Here is a 21,196-nt window from a genome sequence, read left to right as displayed (position 1 = left end):
CGGAGGATAAGACATGGCAATGGCAAAAAGCGGTTATACGCTGCAGGTGATAAAGGCAGGGCAGCAGGGGCATGTTGAAATGAGGTGGGGGCATCTCGCGGAAGTCGATACGCGCGCGGCGGCGGCGACCATCGCGCAGCATATCGGGCGACCCTCGTCTGCGGCGGATCCGCAGGAGATTAGCCTGTCGCTGACCAATGCTGCCAGCGGCATCTCGGTGGAGCTTCATCACCCGGCCTCAGGGGAAAGCGCCACCCCGGCTTTTATTGAGGACGAGTTAAAAAAGATTGTGCAGATCGTTGATGGCTACGAAGCGGCAGAAGAGACCCATATCGTGGAGTAGCGCGCCGTCTGGCGCACGAAAAAAAATCCACGCCGGAGCGTGGATTTTTTATTACTCGATGGCGGCAGAAATGCCAGCCAGCGGGATCAGACGTTGAACAGGAAGTTCATCACATCGCCATCTTTGACGATGTAATCTTTACCTTCAGCGCGCATTTTACCGGCTTCTTTCGCGCCCTGCTCGCCTTTGTAGGCGATAAAGTCTTCATAAGCGATGGTCTGCGCGCGGATAAAGCCTTTCTCGAAGTCGGTGTGGATCTTACCGGCTGCCTGCGGCGCAGTCGCCCCTACCGGGATGGTCCATGCGCGCACTTCTTTCACCCCAGCGGTGAAGTAGGTCTGCAGGTTCAGCAGGGCGTAACCAGCGCGGATCACGCGGTTCAGACCCGGCTCTTCGAGGCCCAGCTCAGCCATAAACTCGTCACGTTCTTCATCGTCCAGCTCGGCGATGTCCGCTTCAACCGCGGCGCACACCGGCACCACCACAGACCCTTCCTGCTCGGCGATGGCGCGAACCTGATCGAGGTACGGGTTGTTCTCGAAACCGTCTTCATTGACGTTCGCGATGTACATGGTCGGCTTCAGGGTCAGGAAGCTCAGATAGCGGATGGCGTCTTTCTCTTCTTTGGTCAGATCCAGCGCGCGCAGCATACCGGCGTTTTCCAGCTGCGGCAGGCATTTCTCCAGTGCGGCCAGCTCAACTTTCGCGTCTTTATCGCCGCCTTTGGCTTTTTTGGAGACGCGGTGAATCGCGCGTTCGCAGGTATCAAGGTCAGACAGCGCCAGTTCGGTGTTGATAACGTCGATATCTTCCGCCGGGTTCACTTTCCCCGCGACGTGAATGATATTGTCGTTTTCGAAGCAGCGAACCACGTGACCGATAGCTTCGGTTTCGCGGATGTTGGTCAGAAACTGGTTGCCGAGACCTTCGCCTTTGGACGCGCCTTTAACCAGGCCCGCGATATCAACGAACTCCATGGTGGTCGGCAGGATACGCTGCGGTTTGACGATTTCAGCCAGCTTGTCCAGACGCGGATCGGGCATCGGTACGACACCGGTGTTCGGCTCAATGGTACAGAAGGGGAAGTTGGCCGCTTCAATACCCGCTTTGGTGAGCGCATTGAACAGGGTGGATTTGCCGACGTTGGGCAAACCGACGATACCGCATTTGAATCCCATGATTTAAATCACCTTAATCTTTTGATAATCAATCTGTTACAAGGAACAGATTGCAGAAAATTGAATAGCTTTGCCTATTATACACGGTGCGCGGCAAAAATGCCGCACGACAACGGCTTATTGCGCCTTAAAGGCGTGTAAACGGTTGGTCGCTTTGGTGAGACCATCCTTTAACCAGATTTCCGTACAGCGCGCCGCTTCGTCGACGGCATCATCAATCAGTTTCTGCTCGCTGGCCGGCGGTTTGCCGAGCACAAAGCCGACAACCTTGTTTTTATCGCCCGGATGGCCGATCCCGACGCGTAAGCGGTGAAAGTTCGGGTTATTGCCGAGCTTGCTGATGATGTCCTTCAGGCCGTTGTGGCCGCCATGGCCGCCGCCAAGCTTAAATTTCGCCACGCCCGGCGGTAAATCCAGCTCATCATGGGCAACCAGAATTTCGTCCGGGTTGATGCGATAAAAGGTCGCCATCGCGGCCACGGCTTTACCGCTAAGGTTCATAAAGGTGGTGGGCACCAGCAGGCGAACATCCTCGCCCGCCAGGTTGATGCGCGAGGTATAGCCGAAGAATTTGCTCTCTTCGCGCAGCGGCGCGCGATGGCGATCCGCCAGTAAATCCACATACCAGGCGCCAGCGTTGTGCCGGGTGGCGGCATATTCCGCACCGGGGTTGGCCAGGCCGACAATCAGTTTAATGGTCACGTTTTCTTTCCTGCATGGGGCATTCTCTGCCGCGTAGTGTACTGTCTGCGGGCGCGCTTGACAAAGTTCTGGCCTCGAGACAATACCAGCATTGATGATTTACTCTCTAAACCATTAGAATTTGATATTGTTCATAGGCTTATTTGTAAATTTTTGTCTATTTGCTGTTCACTAATGTGATCGTGGGCGCACTCCGCAGAAGAGACCTTGTCTATACTACACCTATAAGATTTGGGGACATTCCCTGGCAACCCAAAGTCCGGAGGTGACACATGAAACGCAAAAACGCTTCGTTACTCGGTAACGTACTCATGGGGTTAGGGTTGGTGGTGATGGTTGTGGGGGTGGGTTACTCCATTCTGAACCAGCTTCCGCAGCTTAACCTGCCACAATTCTTTGCGCATGGCGCAATCTTAAGCATCTTCGTTGGTGCGGTGCTCTGGCTGGCCGGTGCCCGTATTGGCGGCCACGAGCAGGTCAGCGACCGCTACTGGTGGGTGCGCCACTACGATAAACGCTGCCGTCGTAATCAGCATCGCCACAGCTAACCGCAGCATGATTCCCCGCATCGGTTCCTGAAGACCGATGCGTTTTGCTGTGCCTCTCGTTATCTCTTCTTCTTTTTCCCGCCATTTGACGACCCCCGTTCCGACCTGACCTTCGTGATGCTATGGTTGCCGCCAAAAGTGAATATCAAGCGCGTTTTTCGCTTGACCCTGACGTTACGTCAGGCAGCAGAGTAGCGGACCTGGCCACAGAGAGGAGCAGTCATGTTAATTCAGGTGGGAGAGCTGGCGAAGCGCGCCGGGCTGACGGTGCGTACGCTGCATCATTATGAACAGACGGGGCTGTTAACGCCTTCGGCCAGAAGCGAGGCGGGCTATCGGCTCTATAACCTGTCAGCGGTTCAGCGCCTGCATATGATAAAGGCGCTGGCGCAGACCGGGCTGACGCTCGCCACCATCAAGGACTATCTCGATCGGCAAACGCTGTCGCTGCCTGAGCTGCTGACGCAGCAGATAGAGACGCTGAATGACCAACTGCGTGATGTCGCCAGGCTGCGCGACCGGCTGTTGGCGCTGCGCGAGGCGCTGGCGAGCGGCAATGAACCCGATCTGGAGTCCTGGCTACAGACGCTGGAGTTAATGAAAATGTACGATCGTTGGTTTAGTCAACAGGAGTTAGCCGCGCTGCCGTTTGCGGCACAGGATGAACAGCGCGCCCAAGCGTGGCGCGAGCTAACGGAGGAGGTGCAGACGCTGATGGCGAGCGGCTGCCCGACGGACAGTCCGCAGGCGATGAGTCTGGCGACGCGCTGGATGGAGCGCCTGGAGCAGGATACAGCAGGGCGCCCGGAGTTTCTGACCCGCCTGAACGCGATGCATGCCGCCGAGCCGCAAATGGTTGAACAGACCGGCGTCACCCCGGCCATCATCGCCTTTATCACCGAGGCCTTTGCCGAAAGCAAACTGGCCATCTGGGCGCGGTATCTCGACGATGAAGAGATGGCGTTCACCCGCCAGCACTATTTCGACCGGCTACAGGAGTGGCCTGCGCTGGTGGCGAAGCTGCATCAGGCGTGCCGGGAGGGCATAGCGCCGGATTCAGCTTCGGGTCAGGCGCTGGCCCGGGCGTGGCTTGAGCTGTTTCAGTCCTACGCCGGTACCCGGCCGCAGACGTTGCAGAAGTTTCGTCGGGCAATGGAGCAGGAGCCGCATTTGATGAAGGGCACCTGGATGACGCCGGCGGTGCTGAGCTGGCTACAACAGGCGACGGGGGCGGTGATGCGGCAGGCGCAGGGGCCTGCCGCCGGGTGATCACAGGTCAGCCAGCGCGGCCTGACGATCGGGGTAGAAGCTCAGGCGGCCTGGCAGCGGCTTGACGCCGGCGCGCGCTAACGTGCGTAGCGGCTGAAACTCGAGGTTAGATACGCGCAATTCACAGCCTTCCGGCAGCTTGTTCACAAAGCGCTGGAAGGCATCCAGACCCCCGGCGTCGAGAACCGGCACGGCGTCCCACTTCAGCACCACGATGCGCTTGCCGGCGATCCGGGTCTCCAGATCGTTGAATAAACCTTCGGCGGCGGCAAAGAATAGCGGACCGATCACCCTCAGCACCAGCACATCGTCTGGCACTTCGACGTTGACCGGCGCCAGATGCGTCATGCGCGCGATACGGCGCATAAACAACAGCGAAGCCAGCACGATCCCGACGCTGATGGCGATCACCATATCAAACAGCACCGTCAGCGACATGCACATCAGCATCACCACGATGTCGTCCTTCGGCGCGTGGCGCAGCAGATTGATGACTTTATGCGCCTCACTCATGTTCCATGCCACCATCAGCAGCAGGGCGGCCATCGCCGACAGCGGCAGCCAGGAGAGCAGCGGGGCGAGGATCAGCAGCGCCATGATCACCAGCAGGGCGTGGATCACGGCGGCAACCGGCGATGTGGCGCCGGCGCGCACGTTCGCCGCCGAGCGGGCAATCGCCGCGGTGGCGGTGATTCCGCCGAAGAACGGCGCAACGATGTTGCCTAGCCCCTGGCCAATCAGCTCGCTGTTGGCTTTATGCTTGGTACCGGTCATACCGTCGAGCACCACCGCGCACAGCAGAGATTCAATGGCGCCGAGCATCGCCATGGAGAAGGCGGCGGGCAGCAGCGCCTGCAGCGAAGCCCAGCTCAGGGTAAAGCTGGAGCCCGGCATATCCCAGGGCAGCACCAGCTGCGGCAGCAGCTGCGGAATACCGTTGCCCTGAGTGCCGTCCGCCAGCTGATAGTGGAACTGCGAGCCGATCGTCGCCACATCGCCGCCGAGCAAGTTGACCACCAGCATCACCGCGCAGCCCGCCAGCAGCGCGGGGAGGTGGCCCGGCAGGCGGATACCCAGCCGCGGCCAGAGGATCAGGGTGCCGAGGGTGACGACGCCGATGGCGGCGTCACCGACGTTAATGGTCGGCAGGGCCATCGCCAGCGCGGCCACTTTCTGCAGATAATGCTCCGGCACATGGGGCATCTGCAGGCCGAGAAAATCCTTAATCTGCATGGTACCGATAGTGATACCGATCCCGGAGGTGAAGCCGAGGGTGACCGACAGCGGGATATATTCGATCAGGCGGCCAAAGCGCGCCAGGCCGAAAAGAATTAAAAAGATCCCCGACATCAGCGTCGCCACCAGCAGACCCGCCAGGCCGAACTGCTGGGAAACCGGATAGAGGATCACCACAAAGGCGGCGGTCGGGCCGGAAACGCTAAAGCGAGACCCGCCGGTTAAGGCGATCACAATCCCTGCCACCGCTGAGGTATAGAGGCCGTACTGCGGCGGCACACCGCTGCCAATCGCCAGCGCCATCGCCAGCGGAATCGCAATGATCCCGACGGTGATCCCGGCGATCAGGTCGCGCGTGAAGCGGGCGGTGGTGTACTTTTCTTTCCAACAAGCGTCGATGAGGGCGCGGAAAGGCATCACATGTGAGGAAAATAATCTGTTCACAATAATGTTTCATCCATGAGCGCATCATCTGTCAACTAAATGGCAGGTGAAGGAGGCATTGATCATTTCCACGTCATCCTTCGGGATGCCTCTGTGTTGGCCGCGTTCATTTACCCCGGTCACGTACTGCCTGTACGCCCCCGGGGATTCATTCACTTGCCGCCTTGACGCATGCCGAATGATGTTGTGGAAGAATTAAAAATGCAGAGACAAAAAAACCCGCCGCAGCGGGTTTTTGTGCTCGGCTCGATTAATGTTCGAACATAGCAGAGATTGATTCTTCATTGCTGATACGGCGAATAGCTTCAGCCAGCATACCGGAGAGCGTCAGAGTACGCACTTTATCCAGCGCTTTAATTTCTGGTGCCAGCGGAATGGTATCGCAGACGACAAATTCATCGATCACAGAGTTTTTGATGTTCTGGATTGCGTTGCCGGAGAAGATTGGGTGCGTCGCGTAAGCGAATACGCGTTTCGCGCCGCGCTCTTTCAGCGCTTCTGCCGCTTTACACAGGGTGCCGCCGGTGTCGATCATATCGTCGACCATCACGCAGTCACGACCAGCGACGTCGCCGATGATATGCATCACCTGGGAGACGTTGGCGCGCGGACGACGCTTGTCGATGATGGCCATATCGGTATCGTTCAGCAGTTTAGCGATAGCGCGAGCACGAACTACGCCGCCGATGTCTGGAGAAACCACGATCGGGTTGTCCAGGTTCAGCTGCAGCATATCTTCCAGCAGGATTGGGCTGCCGAACACGTTATCAACTGGCACATCGAAGAAGCCCTGGATCTGTTCTGCGTGCAGGTCAACGGTCAGCACGCGGTCAACGCCGACGCTGGACAGGAAATCCGCCACCACTTTCGCGGTGATTGGCACACGAGCAGAACGAACACGACGGTCCTGACGAGCATAACCGAAGTAAGGGATAACGGCGGTGATACGACCTGCCGAAGCACGACGCAGAGCATCAACCATAACAACCAGTTCCATCAGGTTGTCATTGGTGGGAGCACAAGTGGACTGGATGATGAAAATATCACCACCGCGTACGTTTTCATTGATTTGTACGCTGACTTCGCCGTCGCTAAAACGACCTACAGCGGCGTCGCCAAGAGAAGTGTACAGGCGGTTGGCAATACGTTGTGCTAGTTCCGGGGTGGCGTTACCAGCAAAAAGCTTCATATCAGGCACGAGAAGAACCTCAGGCATGCGTCCAGTGGTGGATGAATGGGCCAATAATGTGCGGGCTGGCGCCATTCGATCCAGTCGGTGTATTTAAAGAGCACGATGCAACGTCTGGAACAGGGTGACGTTGTCACCGTAACTCAATTTCCCCGGCTGACTCATGATCGTTGCGCCATCACAGCGCAGGAATCAGAGCAGGGCCTGCTTGAGCGGCGAGAGATTGACTCCGCGCGCCACAAAGCCATTTAGCCATGCCGGGGCAGTGTCCAGCACCTGACGGGCAGCGGATTCGGTGTTAAATTCAGCAAACACACAGGCCCCTGTGCCGGTCAGGCGTGACGGCGCATATTCTAACAGCCAGGAAAGCGCGGCATCAACCTCGCGAAAACGTTTTCTTGCGATAAGCTCGCAATCGTTGCTGAATTCACAATTTAATAACGTATTAATTGACCGGCGCGGGGTATTTCGTGGTAGCTCCGGGTCGCGAAAAATGATCGGCGTCGGAATACTGACGCCTGGATGAGCCACCAGGTACCATTTTTCCTCGGGGTCCACCGGCGTGAGAATTTCACCCACTCCCTCGGCAAAGGCGGCATGGCCGCGCACGAAGACCGGCACATCGGCCCCCAGCTGCAGACCAAGGGTCGCCAGCTCATCTTCCGAAAGCCCGCAGCCCCAGAGATGGTTAAGCGCCACCAGCACGGTGGCGGCATTGGACGAGCCGCCCCCCAGGCCGCCGCCCATCGGCAGGCGTTTATCGATACTGATATCGGCGCCACTGCCCGCCGGCAGGCGGCCGCTTTCGCCGGCGGCGCGCATCAACAGACGCGCGGCGCGAATAATCAGATTTTCTTCATCCGGTACACCGGCCACCGGCGTAAGCAAACGCAGTTCGCCGTCAGCGCGCGGTTCGATGGTCAGCGTATCGCCATAGTCGAGGAACTGAAACAGCGTCTGCAGGGTGTGGTAACCATCGGCCCGCTGGCCGGTGATATATAAGAACAGATTCAGTTTTGCAGGTGAGGGCCAGCGGCTCATCATTTCACGATCCAGTTATCCATCTTCAGCTTGATGCGCTGGGCGCCATTGTTTAGCTCGACATTAGACGGCAGGGCTGGCTGGGTATCGGTGGTGTAGCCGCCGTAGGTGACGTGCCAGGTTTTGCCGTTTTGCGTGTAGTTCAGTTCGCGCAGACGGTACCGATCGTCCAGCGAATAGTCGGTGGCGTCACCCGGCAGGCCGATGATCCACTGGCGCAGGCTGTTCAGCGGGATCGGCATCCCGGTCAGGCGGCCAATCATCTCTTCGGCATCGGTGGCGTTATAGGTCTGGCCTTTGTTGTCGATCAGCTGCACGCTGCCCGGCTGGGCGGTCAGCGACAGCTCGGTGCTGCCCAGCGGGTTAGTTAACAGCAGGCGATAGCGGTCCTGACCGGTTTGCTGCCAGAAGAAGCGGGCATAGACTTTTTGCTCGTCGGAGAGATAGGCAAACGCCCCGCGGGTCTGGAACTGGTTGAGGCTGCGAACAGCCTGCTGGTGCTGGCGCCACTGCGGCGAATCCGGGCTTTTGCCAGGCCCCTGGGGGGTATGAACAGAACAAGCGGTCAGGACGAGGCTGGCCAGCGGCAGCAGGCGGAACAGTCGATTCATAATGATGACAAATCCTTGATGTCTACAGTGAAATCCGGCGGCAGGGGAACAGCGGGCCGATTTGTGTAGCAGGTTACATTTATAACCCTTAATGCTAGCGTCGCCGGGCGATAGCGTCTACGTTCAAGTTGTCTGAAATCAAAAAATTAACCTTAATGGCGGTCTTGCTTTGGCTATTACTCCAAAAGGGGAGCCTCTCTTTTATTGATTACGCGCATCCTGTATGATGCACTCAGACTAACCTTAGCAACGCTGGTACTACTCCCTCACAATGACCCTTTTAGCTCTTGGCATCAATCACAAAACAGCTCCGGTCGCCCTGCGAGAACGCGTCACGTTTTCGCCGGAAACGCTCGATAAGGCGCTGGAGAGCTTGCTGGCTCAGCCGATGGTGCAGGGTGGAGTGGTGCTGTCGACCTGCAACCGCACAGAACTCTATCTCAGCGTCGAAGAGCAGGATAACCTGCAGGAAGCGCTGATCCGCTGGCTGTGCAATTACCACGGCCTCAATGAAGAAGACCTGCGTAAAAGCCTCTACTGGCACCAGGATAACGACGCCGTCAGCCATCTGATGCGCGTCGCCAGCGGCCTTGATTCGCTGGTGCTGGGCGAACCGCAGATCCTCGGTCAGGTGAAAAAAGCCTTCGCCGATTCCAGCCGCGGCCACCTCAACGTGAGCGAACTGGAGCGGATGTTCCAGAAATCGTTCTCGGTGGCCAAGCGCGTGCGTACCGAAACCGATATCGGCGCCAGCGCCGTTTCCGTCGCCTTCGCCGCCTGTACCCTGGCGCGGCAAATCTTTGAATCCTTGTCGAGCGTGACGGTGCTGCTGGTCGGCGCCGGTGAAACCATCGAACTGGTGGCGCGTCATCTTCGCGAACATCACGTGCGCAAAATGGTGATCGCCAACCGCACTCGTGAACGCGCCCAGGCGCTAGCGGAAGAAGTGGGCGCCGAGGTGATTGCCCTTAGCGATATCGACGAACGGCTGAAAGAGGCCGACATCATTATCAGCTCCACCGCTAGTCCGCTGCCGATCATCGGCAAAGGCATGGTGGAGCGCGCGCTCAAGGCGAGGCGTAACCAGCCGATGCTGCTGGTGGATATCGCCGTCCCGCGCGACGTCGAACCGGAGGTCGGTAAACTGGCTAACGCCTACCTCTACAGCGTCGACGATCTGCAAAACATCATTCAGCATAACCTGGCGCAGCGTAAGGCCGCGGCGGTGCAGGCGGAATCGATCGTCGAGCAGGAGACCAGCGAATTTATGGCCTGGCTGCGCGCGCAGAGCGCCAGCGAGACCATTCGTGAGTACCGTTCGCAGTCTGAGCAGGTCCGTGAGGAGCTGACGGCGAAGGCGCTGGCCGCGCTGGAGCAGGGCGGCGATGCCCAGGAAATTATGCAGGATCTGGCGCGTAAGCTCACCAACCGCCTGATCCACGCGCCAACCAAATCTCTTCAGCAGGCCGCCCGTGACGGGGACGACGAACGCCTGCATATTCTGCGCAACAGCCTCGGGCTGGAATAGCGCACCTTTCTCTTATTTTCAGGACAGGGTGAATTCACGCCTATGAAGTCTTCTATTGTTGCCAAACTGGAAGCGTTGTACGAGCGCCACGAAGAAGTGCAGGCGCTGCTCGGCGATGCCGCGACGATTGCCGATCAGGATAAATTCCGCGCGCTGTCGCGGGAGTATGCTCAACTGAGCGATGTGGCGCGCTGCTATACCGACTGGCGTCAGGTGCAGGAGGATATTGAAACCGCACAGATGATGCTCGACGATCCGGAAATGCGCGAAATGGCGCAGGAAGAGCTGCGGGACGCCAAAGATAAAGGCGAACAGCTGGAGCAACAGCTGCAGGTCCTGCTCCTGCCGAAAGATCCCGATGACGAGCGTAACGCCTTCGTGGAAGTACGCGCCGGGACCGGCGGCGACGAAGCGGCGCTGTTTGCCGGCGATCTGTTCCGCATGTACACCCGTTACGCGGAATCGCGCCGCTGGCAGGTGGAGATCCTCAGCGCCAACGAAGGTGAACACGGCGGCTTTAAAGAGGTGATCGCCAAGATCAGCGGCGACGGCGTCTACGGCCGGCTCAAATTTGAATCCGGCGGCCATCGCGTGCAGCGCGTGCCGGCCACCGAGTCGCAGGGGCGTATCCACACCTCCGCCTGTACGGTGGCGGTGATGCCGGAGCTGCCGGAGGCGGAAATGCCGGATATCAACCCGGCGGATCTGCGCATCGATACCTTCCGCTCCTCCGGCGCGGGCGGGCAGCACGTTAACACCACCGACTCGGCGATCCGTATTACCCACCTGCCCACCGGCATCGTGGTGGAGTGTCAGGACGAACGTTCTCAGCATAAAAACAAAGCCAAGGCGCTGTCGGTGCTGGGTGCGCGGATCCGTGCCGCCGAAGTGGCCAAGCGTCAGCAGGCGGAAGCCTCCACGCGCCGCAACCTGCTGGGCAGCGGCGACCGCAGCGATCGCAACCGTACCTACAACTTCCCGCAGGGCCGGGTGACCGACCACCGCATCAACCTGACCCTTTACCGTCTGGATGAGGCGATGGAGGGCAAACTCGACATGCTGATTGAGCCGATTGTCCAGGAACACCAGGCCGATCAGCTGGCGGCGCTGTCCGAGCAGGAATGATGACCTTTCAGGCCTGGCTGCAGCAGGCAATCGCCCGCCTGGCGGAGAGCGACAGTCCGCGACGCGACGCCGAGATCCTGCTGGGACACGTCACCGGCCGGGCGCGCACCTGGATCCTGGCCTTCGGCGAAACGACGCTCTCCGCTGACGAGGCGACGACGCTGGAGGCGCTCCTGCAGCGACGCCAGCGCGGAGAGCCCATCGCCCATCTGGTCGGGCAGCGGGAGTTCTGGTCGCTGCCGCTGTTTGTCTCCCCGGCGACGCTGATCCCCCGCCCGGATACCGAATGTCTGGTAGAGCAGGCGCTGGCGCGTCTGCCCGTCGCGCCGTGCCGTATTCTCGACCTCGGCACCGGGACCGGCGCCATTGCCCTGGCGCTGGCCAGCGAGCGTCCGGACTGTGAGATCACCGCGGTGGACGTCATGCCGGACGCCGTGGCGCTGGCGTTGCGTAATGCCGCCCATCTGGGCATCGCTAACGTGACGATACGGCAAAGCGACTGGTTTGCCGCGCTGGCCGGGCAGCGTTTCGCCATGATCGTCAGCAATCCCCCCTATATCGACGCTGCAGACCCGCATCTCGCCGAGGGCGATGTGCGCTTTGAGCCGCTAACGGCGCTGGTGGCGGGCGATGAGGGGCTGGCCGATCTGGCGCAGATTATCCGCGAGGGGCGGCAGTATCTGCAGCCCGGCGGCTGGATGCTGCTGGAGCATGGCTGGACCCAGGGCGAAGCGGTGCGCGCGCTGTTCCGCGAAGCGGGCTATCTGGACGTCGCGACCTGTCGCGACTATGGCGACAATGAGCGTCTGACCCTCGGACGTTTACCCGACATGGAGAACGTTGGCTGATGAACTTATTCACGGCTGTCCTCTATCTGCACATCGCCAGCGTGGTGGTGTCGGTAGGATTGTTCGTTTTACGTTACTGGTGGATGTATCACCAGAGCCCGCTGCTGAACCAGCGGTGGGTGCGAATTGCGCCGCACTGCAGCGATACGCTGCTGTTTCTCAGCGGTGCGGGATTAATGGCGATAACGCACTACCTGCCGTTCACAGAAGACGGCGCATGGCTGACTGAAAAGCTGTTTGGCGTTATCATTTATATCGCATTAGGTTTTATCGCGCTGGGCCGTCGTCGTCCGCGCAGCCAGCAGAGCCGCTTTATCGCGTTCCTGCTGGCGCTGGTGGTGTTGTTTATCATCATTCAACTCGCCATCACAAGAATACCGATACTGGGGTAGGTCATGGGGTCATTAGCGGATTTCGAATTTAACAAAGCGCCATTGTGTGATGGCATGGTCCTCATTTCTGAACAGGTTCGCGACGATTTTCCGACGCGTTTTGTCGAGGAAGAGCTGCAGCGGCTGCTGCGCCTCGCGCAGGAGGAGATTGCGCCTTCGTGGGACCAGGAACGCCAGATAGAACGCCTGCTGGCGCTGTTTTACGAGGAGTGGGGCTTTGGCGCCTCGCAGGGCGTTTATCGTCTTTCCGACGCGCTTTGGCTGGATAAAGTGCTGGTCAACCGTCAGGGGAGCGCGGTGTCGTTAGGCGCGATCCTGCTGTGGATCGCCCAGCGTCTGGGGCTGCCGGTGGTGCCGGTGATCTTCCCGACCCAGATGCTGCTGCGCGCGGACCCGGAAACCAGCGAAGAGATGTGGCTGATTAATCCGTTCAATGGCGAAACCCTCGACGAACATACTCTGGAGGTATGGCTGAAGGGCAACATCGGGCCGGTGGCGGAACTGTTTAATGAAGATCTCGACGAAGCGGATAACGCCGAGGTGATCCGCAAGCTGCTGGACACCCTGAAGTCGGCGCTGATGGAAGAGCGGCAGATGGAGCTGGCCCTGCGCGCCAGCGAAGCGCTGCTGCAGTTTAACCCGGAAGACCCGTATGAGATCCGCGACCGCGGGCTGATATATGCCCAGCTGGATTGCGATCACGTGGCGCTGCTGGACCTGAGCTATTTTGTCGAGCAATGTCCGGAGGATCCGATTAGCGAGATGATCCGCGCACAAATCAACACGATTTCGCACAAACAAATTACATTGCATTAGTCTGGAACCATTCCGGTTACACCCTGATAAGGCGAACTTATGAAACAAAAAGTGGTTAGCATTGGTGATATCAACGTAGCGAACGACCTGCCGTTCGTGCTGTTCGGCGGGATGAACGTGCTGGAGTCACGCGACCTGGCGATGCGTATCTGCGAACATTACGTCACCGTTACGCAGAAGCTCGGCATCCCCTACGTCTTCAAAGCCTCCTTTGATAAAGCCAACCGTTCCTCCATCCACTCCTATCGTGGGCCGGGTCTGGAAGAAGGGATGAAGATTTTCCAAGAGCTGAAGCAGACCTTTGGCGTGAAAATCATCACCGACGTTCATGAAGCCAGCCAGGCGCAGCCGGTGGCTGACGTCGTGGACGTGATCCAGCTTCCCGCCTTCCTCGCGCGCCAGACGGACCTGGTGGAAGCGATGGCCAAAACCGGGGCGGTGATCAACGTCAAGAAACCGCAGTTCGTCAGCCCGGGCCAGATGGGCAACATCGTCGATAAGTTCATCGAGGGTGGTAACGACAAAGTGATCCTCTGCGACCGCGGCGCTAACTTCGGTTACGACAACCTGGTCGTGGATATGCTTGGCTTCGGCGTGATGAAGAAAGCCTCCAACAATTCACCGGTTATCTTCGACGTCACCCACGCGCTGCAGTGCCGCGACCCGTTTGGCGCTGCCTCCGGCGGTCGCCGTGCGCAGGTGAGCGAGCTGGCCCGCGCCGGTATGGCGGTAGGTATCGCCGGTCTGTTTATCGAAGCGCATCCGGATCCGGACCACGCGAAATGCGACGGCCCGTCCGCGCTGCCGCTGGATAAACTGGAGCCGTTCCTCAAGCAGATGAAAGCGATTGACGATCTGGTGAAAAGCTTCGACGAGCTGGATACCAGCAAGTAAGCCTGACCTCATCAGTTAAAAAGCCTGCCGGCGTCAAAACCGGCAGGCTTTTTTTTCGCCCGGACTCCGCCGGGCGGGGAAGCGAGGTCAGGCGAAAATGGTCATCAGGTAGGCGGCGAAAAGCGCCAGATGGGCCGCGCCGTTCAGCACATTGGTGCGTCCGGTGGAGAAGGAGATATGGCACAGCACCAGCGAGGCGACCATCACCACCATCTCCGGCGCGCCAAGGCCAAAGCGCAGCTCATTGCCGGTCAGGAAGGCGATGAGGGTGACTACCGGGACCGTCAGTGAGATGGTGGCCAGCACGGAGCCGAAGAACAGGTTCATCGCCCGCTGTACCTGATTGTTGAGCACCGCTTTGAGCGCGCCAAGGCCTTCCGGCGACAGGATCAGCAGGGCTACCAGGAAGCCGGTAAAGGCCACCGGGGCGTTCATGCTGGTCAACAGCGTTTCCAGCGGGTTGGCGTTCATTTTCGTGACGGCGATAACCGCCACCAGGTGCACCAGCAGCCAGGCGGTATGCCACCCGCTGCTGTGGGCGGAGGGTTTACCGTGGTGCGGGTCGTCATCGTCGCCGTCGTCTTCATGCTCATAAACAAACAGACTCTGATGGGTTTTGGTCTGAATAAGCAGGAAAACACCGTACATGGCCGCCGAAATCACCGCCACCAGCAGCGATTGCCCGGTGCTAAAGTTCGCGCCCGGCAGCGCCATGGGAAACACCAGCACGATAATCGCCAGCGGAAACAGGGCGATAAGATACTGCTTAATGCCGAACAGATTCATATATTGGGTGGCGAATTTACGCCCGCCCAGCAGCAGGGAAAAACCGACCAGACCGCCGGTGACGATCATAATGATGGAGTAGAGCGTGTCACGCATCAGGGTCGGCGCGGCGTCGCCGGTGGCCATTAACGCCGAGATCAGACTGACCTCAAGGATAACCACCGACAGGCTCAGGATCAGGGAGCCATAGGGTTCGCCCAGGCGGTGGGCGAGAACGTCGGCGTGGCGGACCACGCTGAAGGCGCTGCTTAAAATACCGACCAGCGCGAGGATGTTAATCGCGATAACCACTGGCAGTGACTGGCTGCTGCCCCAGAAAAACAGCACCGCCAGCGCTAGCACCGGAAAGACGAGGGAGGACTCCTTATGGCGGGTTTTTACCGCCTCATGTGCATGGGTCATGAACCATCTCCATTTATGCAGGTGTTATAATTATAAAAACGCAGGGCGATAAAGTAACAGATTTTGCTAAATTGCCGCTGGATTTTTACTTAAATTTACGGGTGTCGAGAGATATCTTGATTAGTTTATTATAATTTGCGATTACTCTATTTTTATTATTAATATTCAGATAATTACTAAAATTCATTTTTAACTCATCATGGGCTTGATAGCCTGCCGCCTGCGTTCCAGACTTAAACTTTATGCTCAAACAGGAGGCCATAATGCCCTATCACAGTAAACAAGAGCTACCCGACAGCGTTAAGCATGTTCTGCCTGCCCATGCGCAGGAAATTTATAAAGAAGCGTTTAACAGCGCCTGGGATCAATATAAGGATAAAGACGACCGGCGCGATGACGCCAGCCGCGAAGAGACGGCACACAAAGTCGCCTGGGCGGCGGTGAAGAACAGCTACGAGAAAGGCGATGATGATAAGTGGCATAAGAAAAAATAATTGCTGACGCCGCTTTTACGCTTGCCAGCGCCCCGCTGATTGCTTATTGAAAGATAAAGCTGGATAATATTTCAGCAATATTGACGGATGCATGAGACGAACGCCGGGAAGCGGGCAGTGGCGGAGGTAGTAAACAGTGTTAACTCGTGATTTCTTGATGAATGCGGATTGTAAGACAGCGTTTGGCGCTATTGAGGAATCGCTACTCTGGTCGGCAGAACAACGCGCAGCCTCGCTGGCGGCGACGCTGGCCTGCCGCCCGGATGATGGCTCAGTATGGATCTTTGGCTACGGTTCGCTTATCTGGAACCCGGCGCTCAATTATCGCGAGTCCTGCACCGGCACGCTGCCGGGCTGGCACCGCGCGTTTTGCCTGCGGTTGACCGCCGGGCGCGGGAGCGCCTGCCAGCCGGGACGCATGCTGGCTCTGAAAGAGGGCGGCCGGACTACCGGCGTCGCTTATCGTCTGCCGGACGACACGCTGGAAGAAGAGCTGACTCTGCTGTGGAAACGGGAGATGATCACCGGCTGCTATCTGCCCACCTGGTGCAAGCTGGAGCTGGACGACGGGCGAACGGTAAATGCTTTGGTGTTTATTATGGATCCGCGTCATCCGCTGTTTGAGCCGGATACCAGCGCCCAGGTCATCGCTCCGCTGATCGCCCGGGCCAGCGGGCCGCTCGGGACCAACGCCCAGTACCTGTTTTCGCTGGAACAGGCGTTAAGTAAGCTCGGGATGCACGACGCCAGTCTTGATGATCTGGTGGCCAGCGTCCGCGCGCTGTTGGGCGAGAGCCCGACGCCAGGCCTGGCCTGAGCGCGCGGAAAAGAAAAACGCCCGGCATGGCCGGGCGGGTGTTCTGTCAGTGACGGTCAGGCTGGCACGTAGCTGATGGAGTGCTCCAGTGACTGGCTGTGACTGTCGATAAGCACGTTCCAGGTGCCGCTGTAGGGCACCGTCAGATAGGCGCTGTCCCGATCCTGCACGCTCAGAATATCCGCATGGCTGTCGCCAGGGACCTTCGTGCTCATCAGATGAATATGGCAGCGCTCTGAGCACCGCACCACCAGCGTGTCACCGCCAAACAACGTCAAACTTGCTTTTACCATCGCCATTTTTGTACCCCGTTTCTGTCCTGCTACAGCATCCTGCCCACCCAGTCCTCGCGTGATATTGTTCACACTTTGCTCTGTGCATCACACCAAACGGCGCGGGTCGGGATGCTGATTTTGATCAAAAAAAGGGATAAAGATTAAACAAAAATGACGTTGTTCCTGAAAGCATTCAGCTAACGTTTTTTTCGCCTCTTCAGGTGGCGAAACCTGATATTTCCTGCCGTTCGGCACCCCAGATTCAGAAGGTCAGCACTTTATCTGCCGCCAGGGTCCACTGGGCCAGCTCAACGAGAGTGCCAACCTCCACCCCGTCAACCAACGGCAGTGCGCTGACCCCGCGGCCGTCCGCGCAGGTTTTGCACAGCTTCACGGGAACCTGCTGGGCGGTGAGGATCTCCAGCATCTGCTGCACATTATACCCTTCCGCCGGCTTCTGCCCGCGCAGCCCGGCGGTGACCGCGTCGGACATCAGAAACAGCTTGAGATCGAGGTCGGACTGCTGTTCGCGCAGGGCAATGGCCAGGCGCAGGCTGTTGAACAGGGATTCACTGCCGTAGGCGGCGCCGTTGGCGATAATCACAATACGTTGCATACAAACTCCTTCTTAAAGGCACGGTTATTGCTTTACCGCAGTATAAAGCGTTAACCCGGAGGAGGGGTATGAATAATACGACTGGTCACGCGGACGAGGCGACGGCCTGGCTGCAGCTGGCGCGCCGCCTGCAAAAACAACAGCTTCAGCAACTAGCCCGGCTGGGCGAGCTGGCAAGTCAGCTCAGCGCGCTGGTGCATATGCTGCAGTGCGAGCGCGGGGCGTCGAATATTTTTCTTTGCTCGGGCGGCCAGCTGTACGCGGCGGAGTGTCGGGCGGGTGGGGCGCTGGTTGATGAGCGGCTGGCCTTGTTCTATGCCGCCCTCGAACGGGCACGCGCGGTCGCCGGCAGCGCGCTGTGCTGGCGCATCGCCCGGGCGGTAGGCGATCTGGCGCAGCTCCCGGCGCTGCGTGAGCAGGTCAGCCGCCGGCAGGTAGCCGCTGAAGCCGCGACGGAGCAGTTCAGCCGTATTATCCGCCATCTGCTGAATATCGTCCCGCAGCTCAATGACAGTATTGACGACCCGCCGGTAGCCGGGCGTATGGTCGCCCTGTACAGCTTTATGCAGGGAAAAGAGCTGGTGGGTCAGGAGCGCGCGCTGGGAGCATTGGGCTTTACCCGCGGCGAGTTCAGCGACAGCCTGCGCCAGCAGCTGGTGGACCGTATTGACGGTCAGCAGCCCTGCTTCGACAGCTTCCTGGCGCTGGGCAGCCCGGCGACCGTCCAGCTGTTTACTACCCAGTGTCAGGCCGGTCTGGACATAGAGCAGCTGCGGCGGATCGCCTGCACCCGCCAGCCGGCGGCAGACGGTGGGGAAACGGCGCTGCGCTGGTTCGGCCTGCAGACCCAGCGGCTTGAGCAGCTGCGCGAAGTGGAAGAGCAACTGATCGACGATCTGCTGGACGCCACCGACGCGCTGTTAGAAGACGACGCGCCTGGCTGGCTGGCCGGGGAGGAGAGCGACAGCGTGACGCCGCGGCTGGATAAACAGCTGCTGCCGCTGGTGCGCCAGCAGGCCTATGAGCTGCAGCAGCTCTCCAGTCAGCTGGCTTCGCTGAAAGACGCACTCGAGGAACGCAAGCTGATCGAAAAAGCGAAAAGCCTGCTGATGACACACCAGGGGATGCCGGAGGAGCAGGCCTGGCAGACGCTGCGCAAGATGGCCATGGACAAGAATCAGCGGATGGTTGAGATAGCCCGCGCGCTGCTGATGGTGAAGGCGATCTGGCCAGTAACTCCAAAGGAGTAGATGCACAACCGATGGGCATTTGCTGCCTGTCGGCGGTGCACTTTTGCCTGACAAACCGACCCGGGCGAAAGGAAAAGCCCGCCCGTGCGCCATTGCCAAAGCTGGCATCCCCTTTGCATTAATTATAGTGAGTGAATAAAAGTCCGGGCGACGAACCAATGGCGGTTCGGGTGTCCGTGGATAAAGGCGTCCTGCAGTGCATATGCACTGTCGGGCGCTTTTTTTTTGCGCGTGTGGAGCGGATATGAGCGATAAATTTTCAATTTCACGGCGGCGCTTGCTGCAGGCAGGGGCCGCGCTGGGCGGCGCGATGCTGCTGCCGGGCGTGATGCAGGCCGCATGGGCCGGCGGCTCGGACAGACCGGAGCAGACCACCGTGCGGGTCGGGTTTATTCCGCTGACCGACTGCGCGCCGCTGGCCATCGCTGCGGCGAAGGGGTTTGACAAAAAATATGGCATTAGCCTGGCGCCGAGTAAGGAGGCCAGCTGGGCGGCGGTGCGCGACAAACTGGTGGCCGGTGAACTGGACGCGGCGCATATTCTCTATGGCCTGCTGTACGGACTTGAACTGGGGATCGCCAGCAAGCCGCAGGCGATGGCCAATCTGATGACCCTCAACCGCAATGGTCAGGCCATCACCCTCTCCAGCGAACTGCAGGAGAAAGGGGTGACCGACCTCGGCGGTCTGAAGCGGCTGATCGACCGCAGCGCGCCGGGCAGCTACACCTTCGCCCATACCTTTCCCACCGGCACCCATGCTATGTGGCTCTACTACTGGCTGGCGAGCGCCGGCATCGATCCCTTTAACGATGTGCGCACCGTCGTGGTGCCGCCGCCGCAGATGGTGATGAACATGCGCATCGGCAATATGAGCGGCTTTTGCGTCGGCGAGCCGTGGAACGCCCGCGCCATAAACGACCGTATCGGCTTCACCGCGGCCACTTCCCAGGATATCTGGCCCGAGCATCCGGAAAAGGTGCTGGGCGCCCGTCGCGACTGGGTGGAACGCCAGCCGAACACCGCCCGCGCGCTGGTGGCGGCCCTGATGGAGGCGCAGCGCTGGATCGCCGCCTCGGCGGAGAACACCCGGGAGACGGCCCGCCTGCTCGCCAGGCGCGGCTGGCTCAATACCAAAGAGCAGTACCTCACCGGCCGGATGCTTGGGGAGTATGACAACGGCCTCGGCCGCCGCTGGCAGGATCCCCATCCGATGCGCTTTTACGCCGAGGGCGAGGTGAGCTTCCCCTGGCTGTCGGACGGGATGTGGTTCCTCACCCAGTTTCGTCGCTGGGGGCTGCTGAAACAGGCTCCGGATTATCTCGCGGTGGCGTCGCGCATTAATCGCATCGACGTCTGGCAGGCTGCCGCCCAGGCGGTAGGGGGGATCAGCGCGCCGGCAGCCACGATGCGCAGCAGCACACTGATGGACGGTACGGTCTGGAACGGGTCCGACCCGGAAGGCTACGCCCGCCATTTCGCTATTCAACGTAAGGGGGCATGAGATGAAGCAGGCACAACGTAAGCAACCGGCCGTCAGCGTGGAGAACGCGCCTGGCGAAGTGATTCTCCTGCCGCCGGTGCAGGTCCGGCGCACCACGCCAACCGTCACGCGCTGGCTGCGTGAGCTCATCCAGCGCCTGCTGCCCCCGCTGCTGGGGCTGGGGGTGCTGCTGCTGGCCTGGCAGCTGGCGGCGATGCACAGCAAAGGCTTTCCCACGCCGCTGAGCACGCTGGACTCGGCGCTGACCCTGTTTGCCGATCCGTTCTATCAGGACGGGCCGAATGACATGGGCATCGGCTGGAACGTGCTGGCTTCCCTGCAGCGCGTGGCGGTGGGCTTCGGCCTGGCGGCGCTGGCGGGCATTCCGCTGGGGTTTTTGATCGGCCGTTCGCTGTTCTTCGCCCGCATGTTTAATCCGCTGATTGCTCTGCTGCGCCCGGTCAGCCCGCTGGCCTGGCTGCCGATTGGCCTGCTGCTGTTCCAGAAGGCGGAGCCTGCTTCCAGCTGGACCATTTTTATCTGCTCCATCTGGCCGATGGTGATCAACACCGCGGAAGGCGTGCGGCGGATCCCGCAGGACTATCTCAACGTCGCCCGCGTCCTCCAGCTCTCGGAGTGGACGGTGATGCGCAAAATTCTCTTTCCGGCGGTGCTGCCGGCGGTGCTTACCGGCGTGCGCCTCTCCATCGGCATCGCCTGGCTGGTGATCGTGGCGGCGGAAATGCTTACCGGCGGGCTGGGGATCGGCTTCTGGATCTGGAACGAGTGGAACAACCTCAATGTGGAAAACATCATCATCGCCATCGTCATTATCGGCGTCGTCGGCCTGCTGCTGGAGCAGGGTCTGATGCTGCTCGCCCGCCGCTTTAGCTGGCAGGAAAAATAAGGAGC

General features: G+C 59.5%; 23 protein-coding genes. 14 read left to right on the top strand and 9 right to left on the bottom strand.

The window, feature by feature from the left end; genetic code table 11:
* Positions 1-13 precede the first annotated feature (13 nt).
* On the top strand, positions 14-343 hold the full coding sequence (locus CE636_RS05495; RefSeq protein WP_004203225.1) for a DUF1869 domain-containing protein: 330 nt from the start codon (positions 14-16) through the stop codon (positions 341-343).
* A gap of 86 nt (positions 344-429) precedes the next feature.
* Here CE636_RS05495 and ychF read toward each other — a convergent pair whose 3' ends face one another.
* Together ychF and pth are read right to left on the bottom strand one after the other, a co-directional pair.
* On the bottom strand, positions 430-1,521 hold the full coding sequence (gene ychF / locus CE636_RS05490) for a redox-regulated ATPase YchF (RefSeq protein WP_004203224.1): 1,092 nt from the start codon (positions 1,519-1,521) through the stop codon (positions 430-432).
* Between the two features lie 117 nt (positions 1,522-1,638).
* Positions 1,639-2,223: an aminoacyl-tRNA hydrolase gene (gene pth / locus CE636_RS05485; RefSeq protein ID WP_004180389.1), complete on the bottom strand. Its 585-nt coding sequence runs from the start codon at positions 2,221-2,223 to the stop codon at positions 1,639-1,641.
* Positions 2,224-2,495: 272 nt separating this feature from the next.
* Here pth and ychH point away from each other — a divergent pair, with 272 nt between their 5' ends.
* Both ychH and CE636_RS05475 read left to right on the top strand, forming a co-directional pair.
* Entirely contained in the window at positions 2,496-2,771 is a 276-nt protein-coding gene (gene ychH, locus CE636_RS05480) for a stress-induced protein YchH (RefSeq protein WP_002910437.1), read from the top strand.
* A 222-nt stretch (positions 2,772-2,993) separates the two neighbouring features.
* On the top strand, positions 2,994-4,040 hold the full coding sequence (locus CE636_RS05475) for a MerR family transcriptional regulator (RefSeq protein WP_004203221.1): 1,047 nt from the start codon (positions 2,994-2,996) through the stop codon (positions 4,038-4,040).
* On the opposite strand, the gene dauA is transcribed toward CE636_RS05475, so the two are convergent.
* The 4 genes from dauA to lolB all read right to left on the bottom strand — a co-directional run bounded on the left by dauA (position 4,041) and on the right by lolB (position 8,561).
* Positions 4,041-5,720 carry a C4-dicarboxylic acid transporter DauA gene (gene dauA, locus CE636_RS05470; RefSeq protein ID WP_017899851.1) on the bottom strand — a complete coding sequence of 560 codons (1,680 nt, stop codon included), beginning with the start codon at positions 5,718-5,720 and terminating at the stop codon, positions 4,041-4,043.
* Positions 5,721-5,970: 250 nt separating this feature from the next.
* Positions 5,971-6,918, bottom strand: coding sequence for a ribose-phosphate diphosphokinase (gene prs / locus CE636_RS05465; RefSeq protein WP_002910407.1), 948 nt, complete (start codon positions 6,916-6,918; stop codon positions 5,971-5,973).
* 183 nt (positions 6,919-7,101) lie between these two features.
* Complete coding sequence (gene ispE, locus CE636_RS05460) at positions 7,102-7,950, bottom strand: 4-(cytidine 5'-diphospho)-2-C-methyl-D-erythritol kinase (protein WP_025999204.1); 849 nt, start codon at positions 7,948-7,950, stop codon at positions 7,102-7,104.
* The gene (gene lolB / locus CE636_RS05455; protein WP_017899849.1) at positions 7,950-8,561 is read right to left on the bottom strand and encodes a lipoprotein insertase outer membrane protein LolB; all 612 of its coding nucleotides are present in this window, start codon (positions 8,559-8,561) and stop codon (positions 7,950-7,952) included. Before lolB ends, ispE begins: the two co-directional genes overlap by 1 nt.
* Before the next feature lie 271 nt (positions 8,562-8,832).
* Between lolB and hemA the strand changes: the two genes are divergently transcribed.
* The 6 genes from hemA to kdsA are packed head-to-tail and all read left to right on the top strand — an operon-like array spanning position 8,833 to position 14,164.
* A complete protein-coding gene (gene hemA, locus CE636_RS05450) occupies positions 8,833-10,089 on the top strand; it encodes a glutamyl-tRNA reductase (protein ID WP_002910404.1) in 1,257 nt (418 codons plus the stop codon).
* A gap of 42 nt (positions 10,090-10,131) precedes the next feature.
* On the top strand, positions 10,132-11,214 hold the full coding sequence (gene prfA / locus CE636_RS05445) for a peptide chain release factor 1 (protein ID WP_004203214.1): 1,083 nt from the start codon (positions 10,132-10,134) through the stop codon (positions 11,212-11,214).
* A complete protein-coding gene (gene prmC, locus CE636_RS05440; protein WP_017899848.1) occupies positions 11,214-12,062 on the top strand; it encodes a peptide chain release factor N(5)-glutamine methyltransferase in 849 nt (282 codons plus the stop codon). The genes prfA and prmC overlap by 1 nt, the downstream gene beginning before the upstream one ends.
* Positions 12,062-12,454, top strand: coding sequence for an invasion regulator SirB2 (gene sirB2 / locus CE636_RS05435; RefSeq protein WP_008804389.1), 393 nt, complete (start codon positions 12,062-12,064; stop codon positions 12,452-12,454). The genes prmC and sirB2 overlap by 1 nt, the downstream gene beginning before the upstream one ends.
* A 3-nt stretch (positions 12,455-12,457) precedes the next feature.
* Positions 12,458-13,270: an invasion regulator SirB1 gene (gene sirB1 / locus CE636_RS05430; protein WP_017899847.1), complete on the top strand. Its 813-nt coding sequence runs from the start codon at positions 12,458-12,460 to the stop codon at positions 13,268-13,270.
* A gap of 39 nt (positions 13,271-13,309) precedes the next feature.
* The gene (kdsA, locus tag CE636_RS05425) at positions 13,310-14,164 is read left to right on the top strand and encodes a 3-deoxy-8-phosphooctulonate synthase (protein ID WP_002910393.1); all 855 of its coding nucleotides are present in this window, start codon (positions 13,310-13,312) and stop codon (positions 14,162-14,164) included.
* An 87-nt stretch (positions 14,165-14,251) separates the two neighbouring features.
* Here the strand turns inward: kdsA and chaA are convergent, their stop codons facing one another.
* Complete coding sequence (chaA, locus tag CE636_RS05420) at positions 14,252-15,352, bottom strand: sodium-potassium/proton antiporter ChaA (protein WP_004203207.1); 1,101 nt, start codon at positions 15,350-15,352, stop codon at positions 14,252-14,254.
* 263 nt (positions 15,353-15,615) lie between these two features.
* Between chaA and chaB the strand changes: the two genes are divergently transcribed.
* Together chaB and CE636_RS05410 are read left to right on the top strand one after the other, a co-directional pair.
* Complete coding sequence (chaB, locus tag CE636_RS05415) at positions 15,616-15,846, top strand: putative cation transport regulator ChaB (RefSeq protein ID WP_004203206.1); 231 nt, start codon at positions 15,616-15,618, stop codon at positions 15,844-15,846.
* Positions 15,847-15,982: 136 nt separating this feature from the next.
* Positions 15,983-16,663, top strand: a complete 681-nt coding sequence (locus tag CE636_RS05410) for a gamma-glutamylcyclotransferase (RefSeq protein WP_004203203.1) — start codon at positions 15,983-15,985, stop codon at positions 16,661-16,663.
* Positions 16,664-16,719: 56 nt separating this feature from the next.
* Here the strand turns inward: CE636_RS05410 and CE636_RS05405 are convergent, their stop codons facing one another.
* Together CE636_RS05405 and CE636_RS05400 are read right to left on the bottom strand one after the other, a co-directional pair.
* Positions 16,720-16,962: a DUF1883 domain-containing protein gene (locus CE636_RS05405; protein WP_017899846.1), complete on the bottom strand. Its 243-nt coding sequence runs from the start codon at positions 16,960-16,962 to the stop codon at positions 16,720-16,722.
* Between the two features lie 238 nt (positions 16,963-17,200).
* The gene (locus tag CE636_RS05400) at positions 17,201-17,554 is read right to left on the bottom strand and encodes a DsrE/DsrF/TusD sulfur relay family protein (protein ID WP_002910380.1); all 354 of its coding nucleotides are present in this window, start codon (positions 17,552-17,554) and stop codon (positions 17,201-17,203) included.
* Positions 17,555-17,622: 68 nt separating this feature from the next.
* Between CE636_RS05400 and nasR the strand changes: the two genes are divergently transcribed.
* From nasR to ntrB, 3 genes are all read left to right on the top strand, one after another.
* Positions 17,623-18,804: a nitrate regulatory protein NasR gene (gene nasR / locus CE636_RS05395; protein ID WP_017899845.1), complete on the top strand. Its 1,182-nt coding sequence runs from the start codon at positions 17,623-17,625 to the stop codon at positions 18,802-18,804.
* Positions 18,805-19,048: 244 nt separating this feature from the next.
* Positions 19,049-20,305 (top strand): CmpA/NrtA family ABC transporter substrate-binding protein, encoded by a 1,257-nt coding sequence (locus CE636_RS05390; protein WP_049003798.1) that lies wholly within the window; start codon positions 19,049-19,051, stop codon positions 20,303-20,305.
* A 1-nt stretch (position 20,306) separates the two neighbouring features.
* Entirely contained in the window at positions 20,307-21,191 is an 885-nt protein-coding gene (ntrB, locus tag CE636_RS05385; RefSeq protein ID WP_017900761.1) for a nitrate ABC transporter permease, read from the top strand.
* The last annotated feature ends 5 nt before the right edge of the window (positions 21,192-21,196 follow it).

The sequence above is a fragment of the Klebsiella sp. LY genome, from assembly GCF_004010915.1.
GTDB lineage: Bacteria > Pseudomonadota > Gammaproteobacteria > Enterobacterales > Enterobacteriaceae > Klebsiella > Klebsiella quasipneumoniae.
Note: the sequence above shows the minus strand (reverse complement) of the source record. Positions and strands in the feature narration are given on the sequence as shown.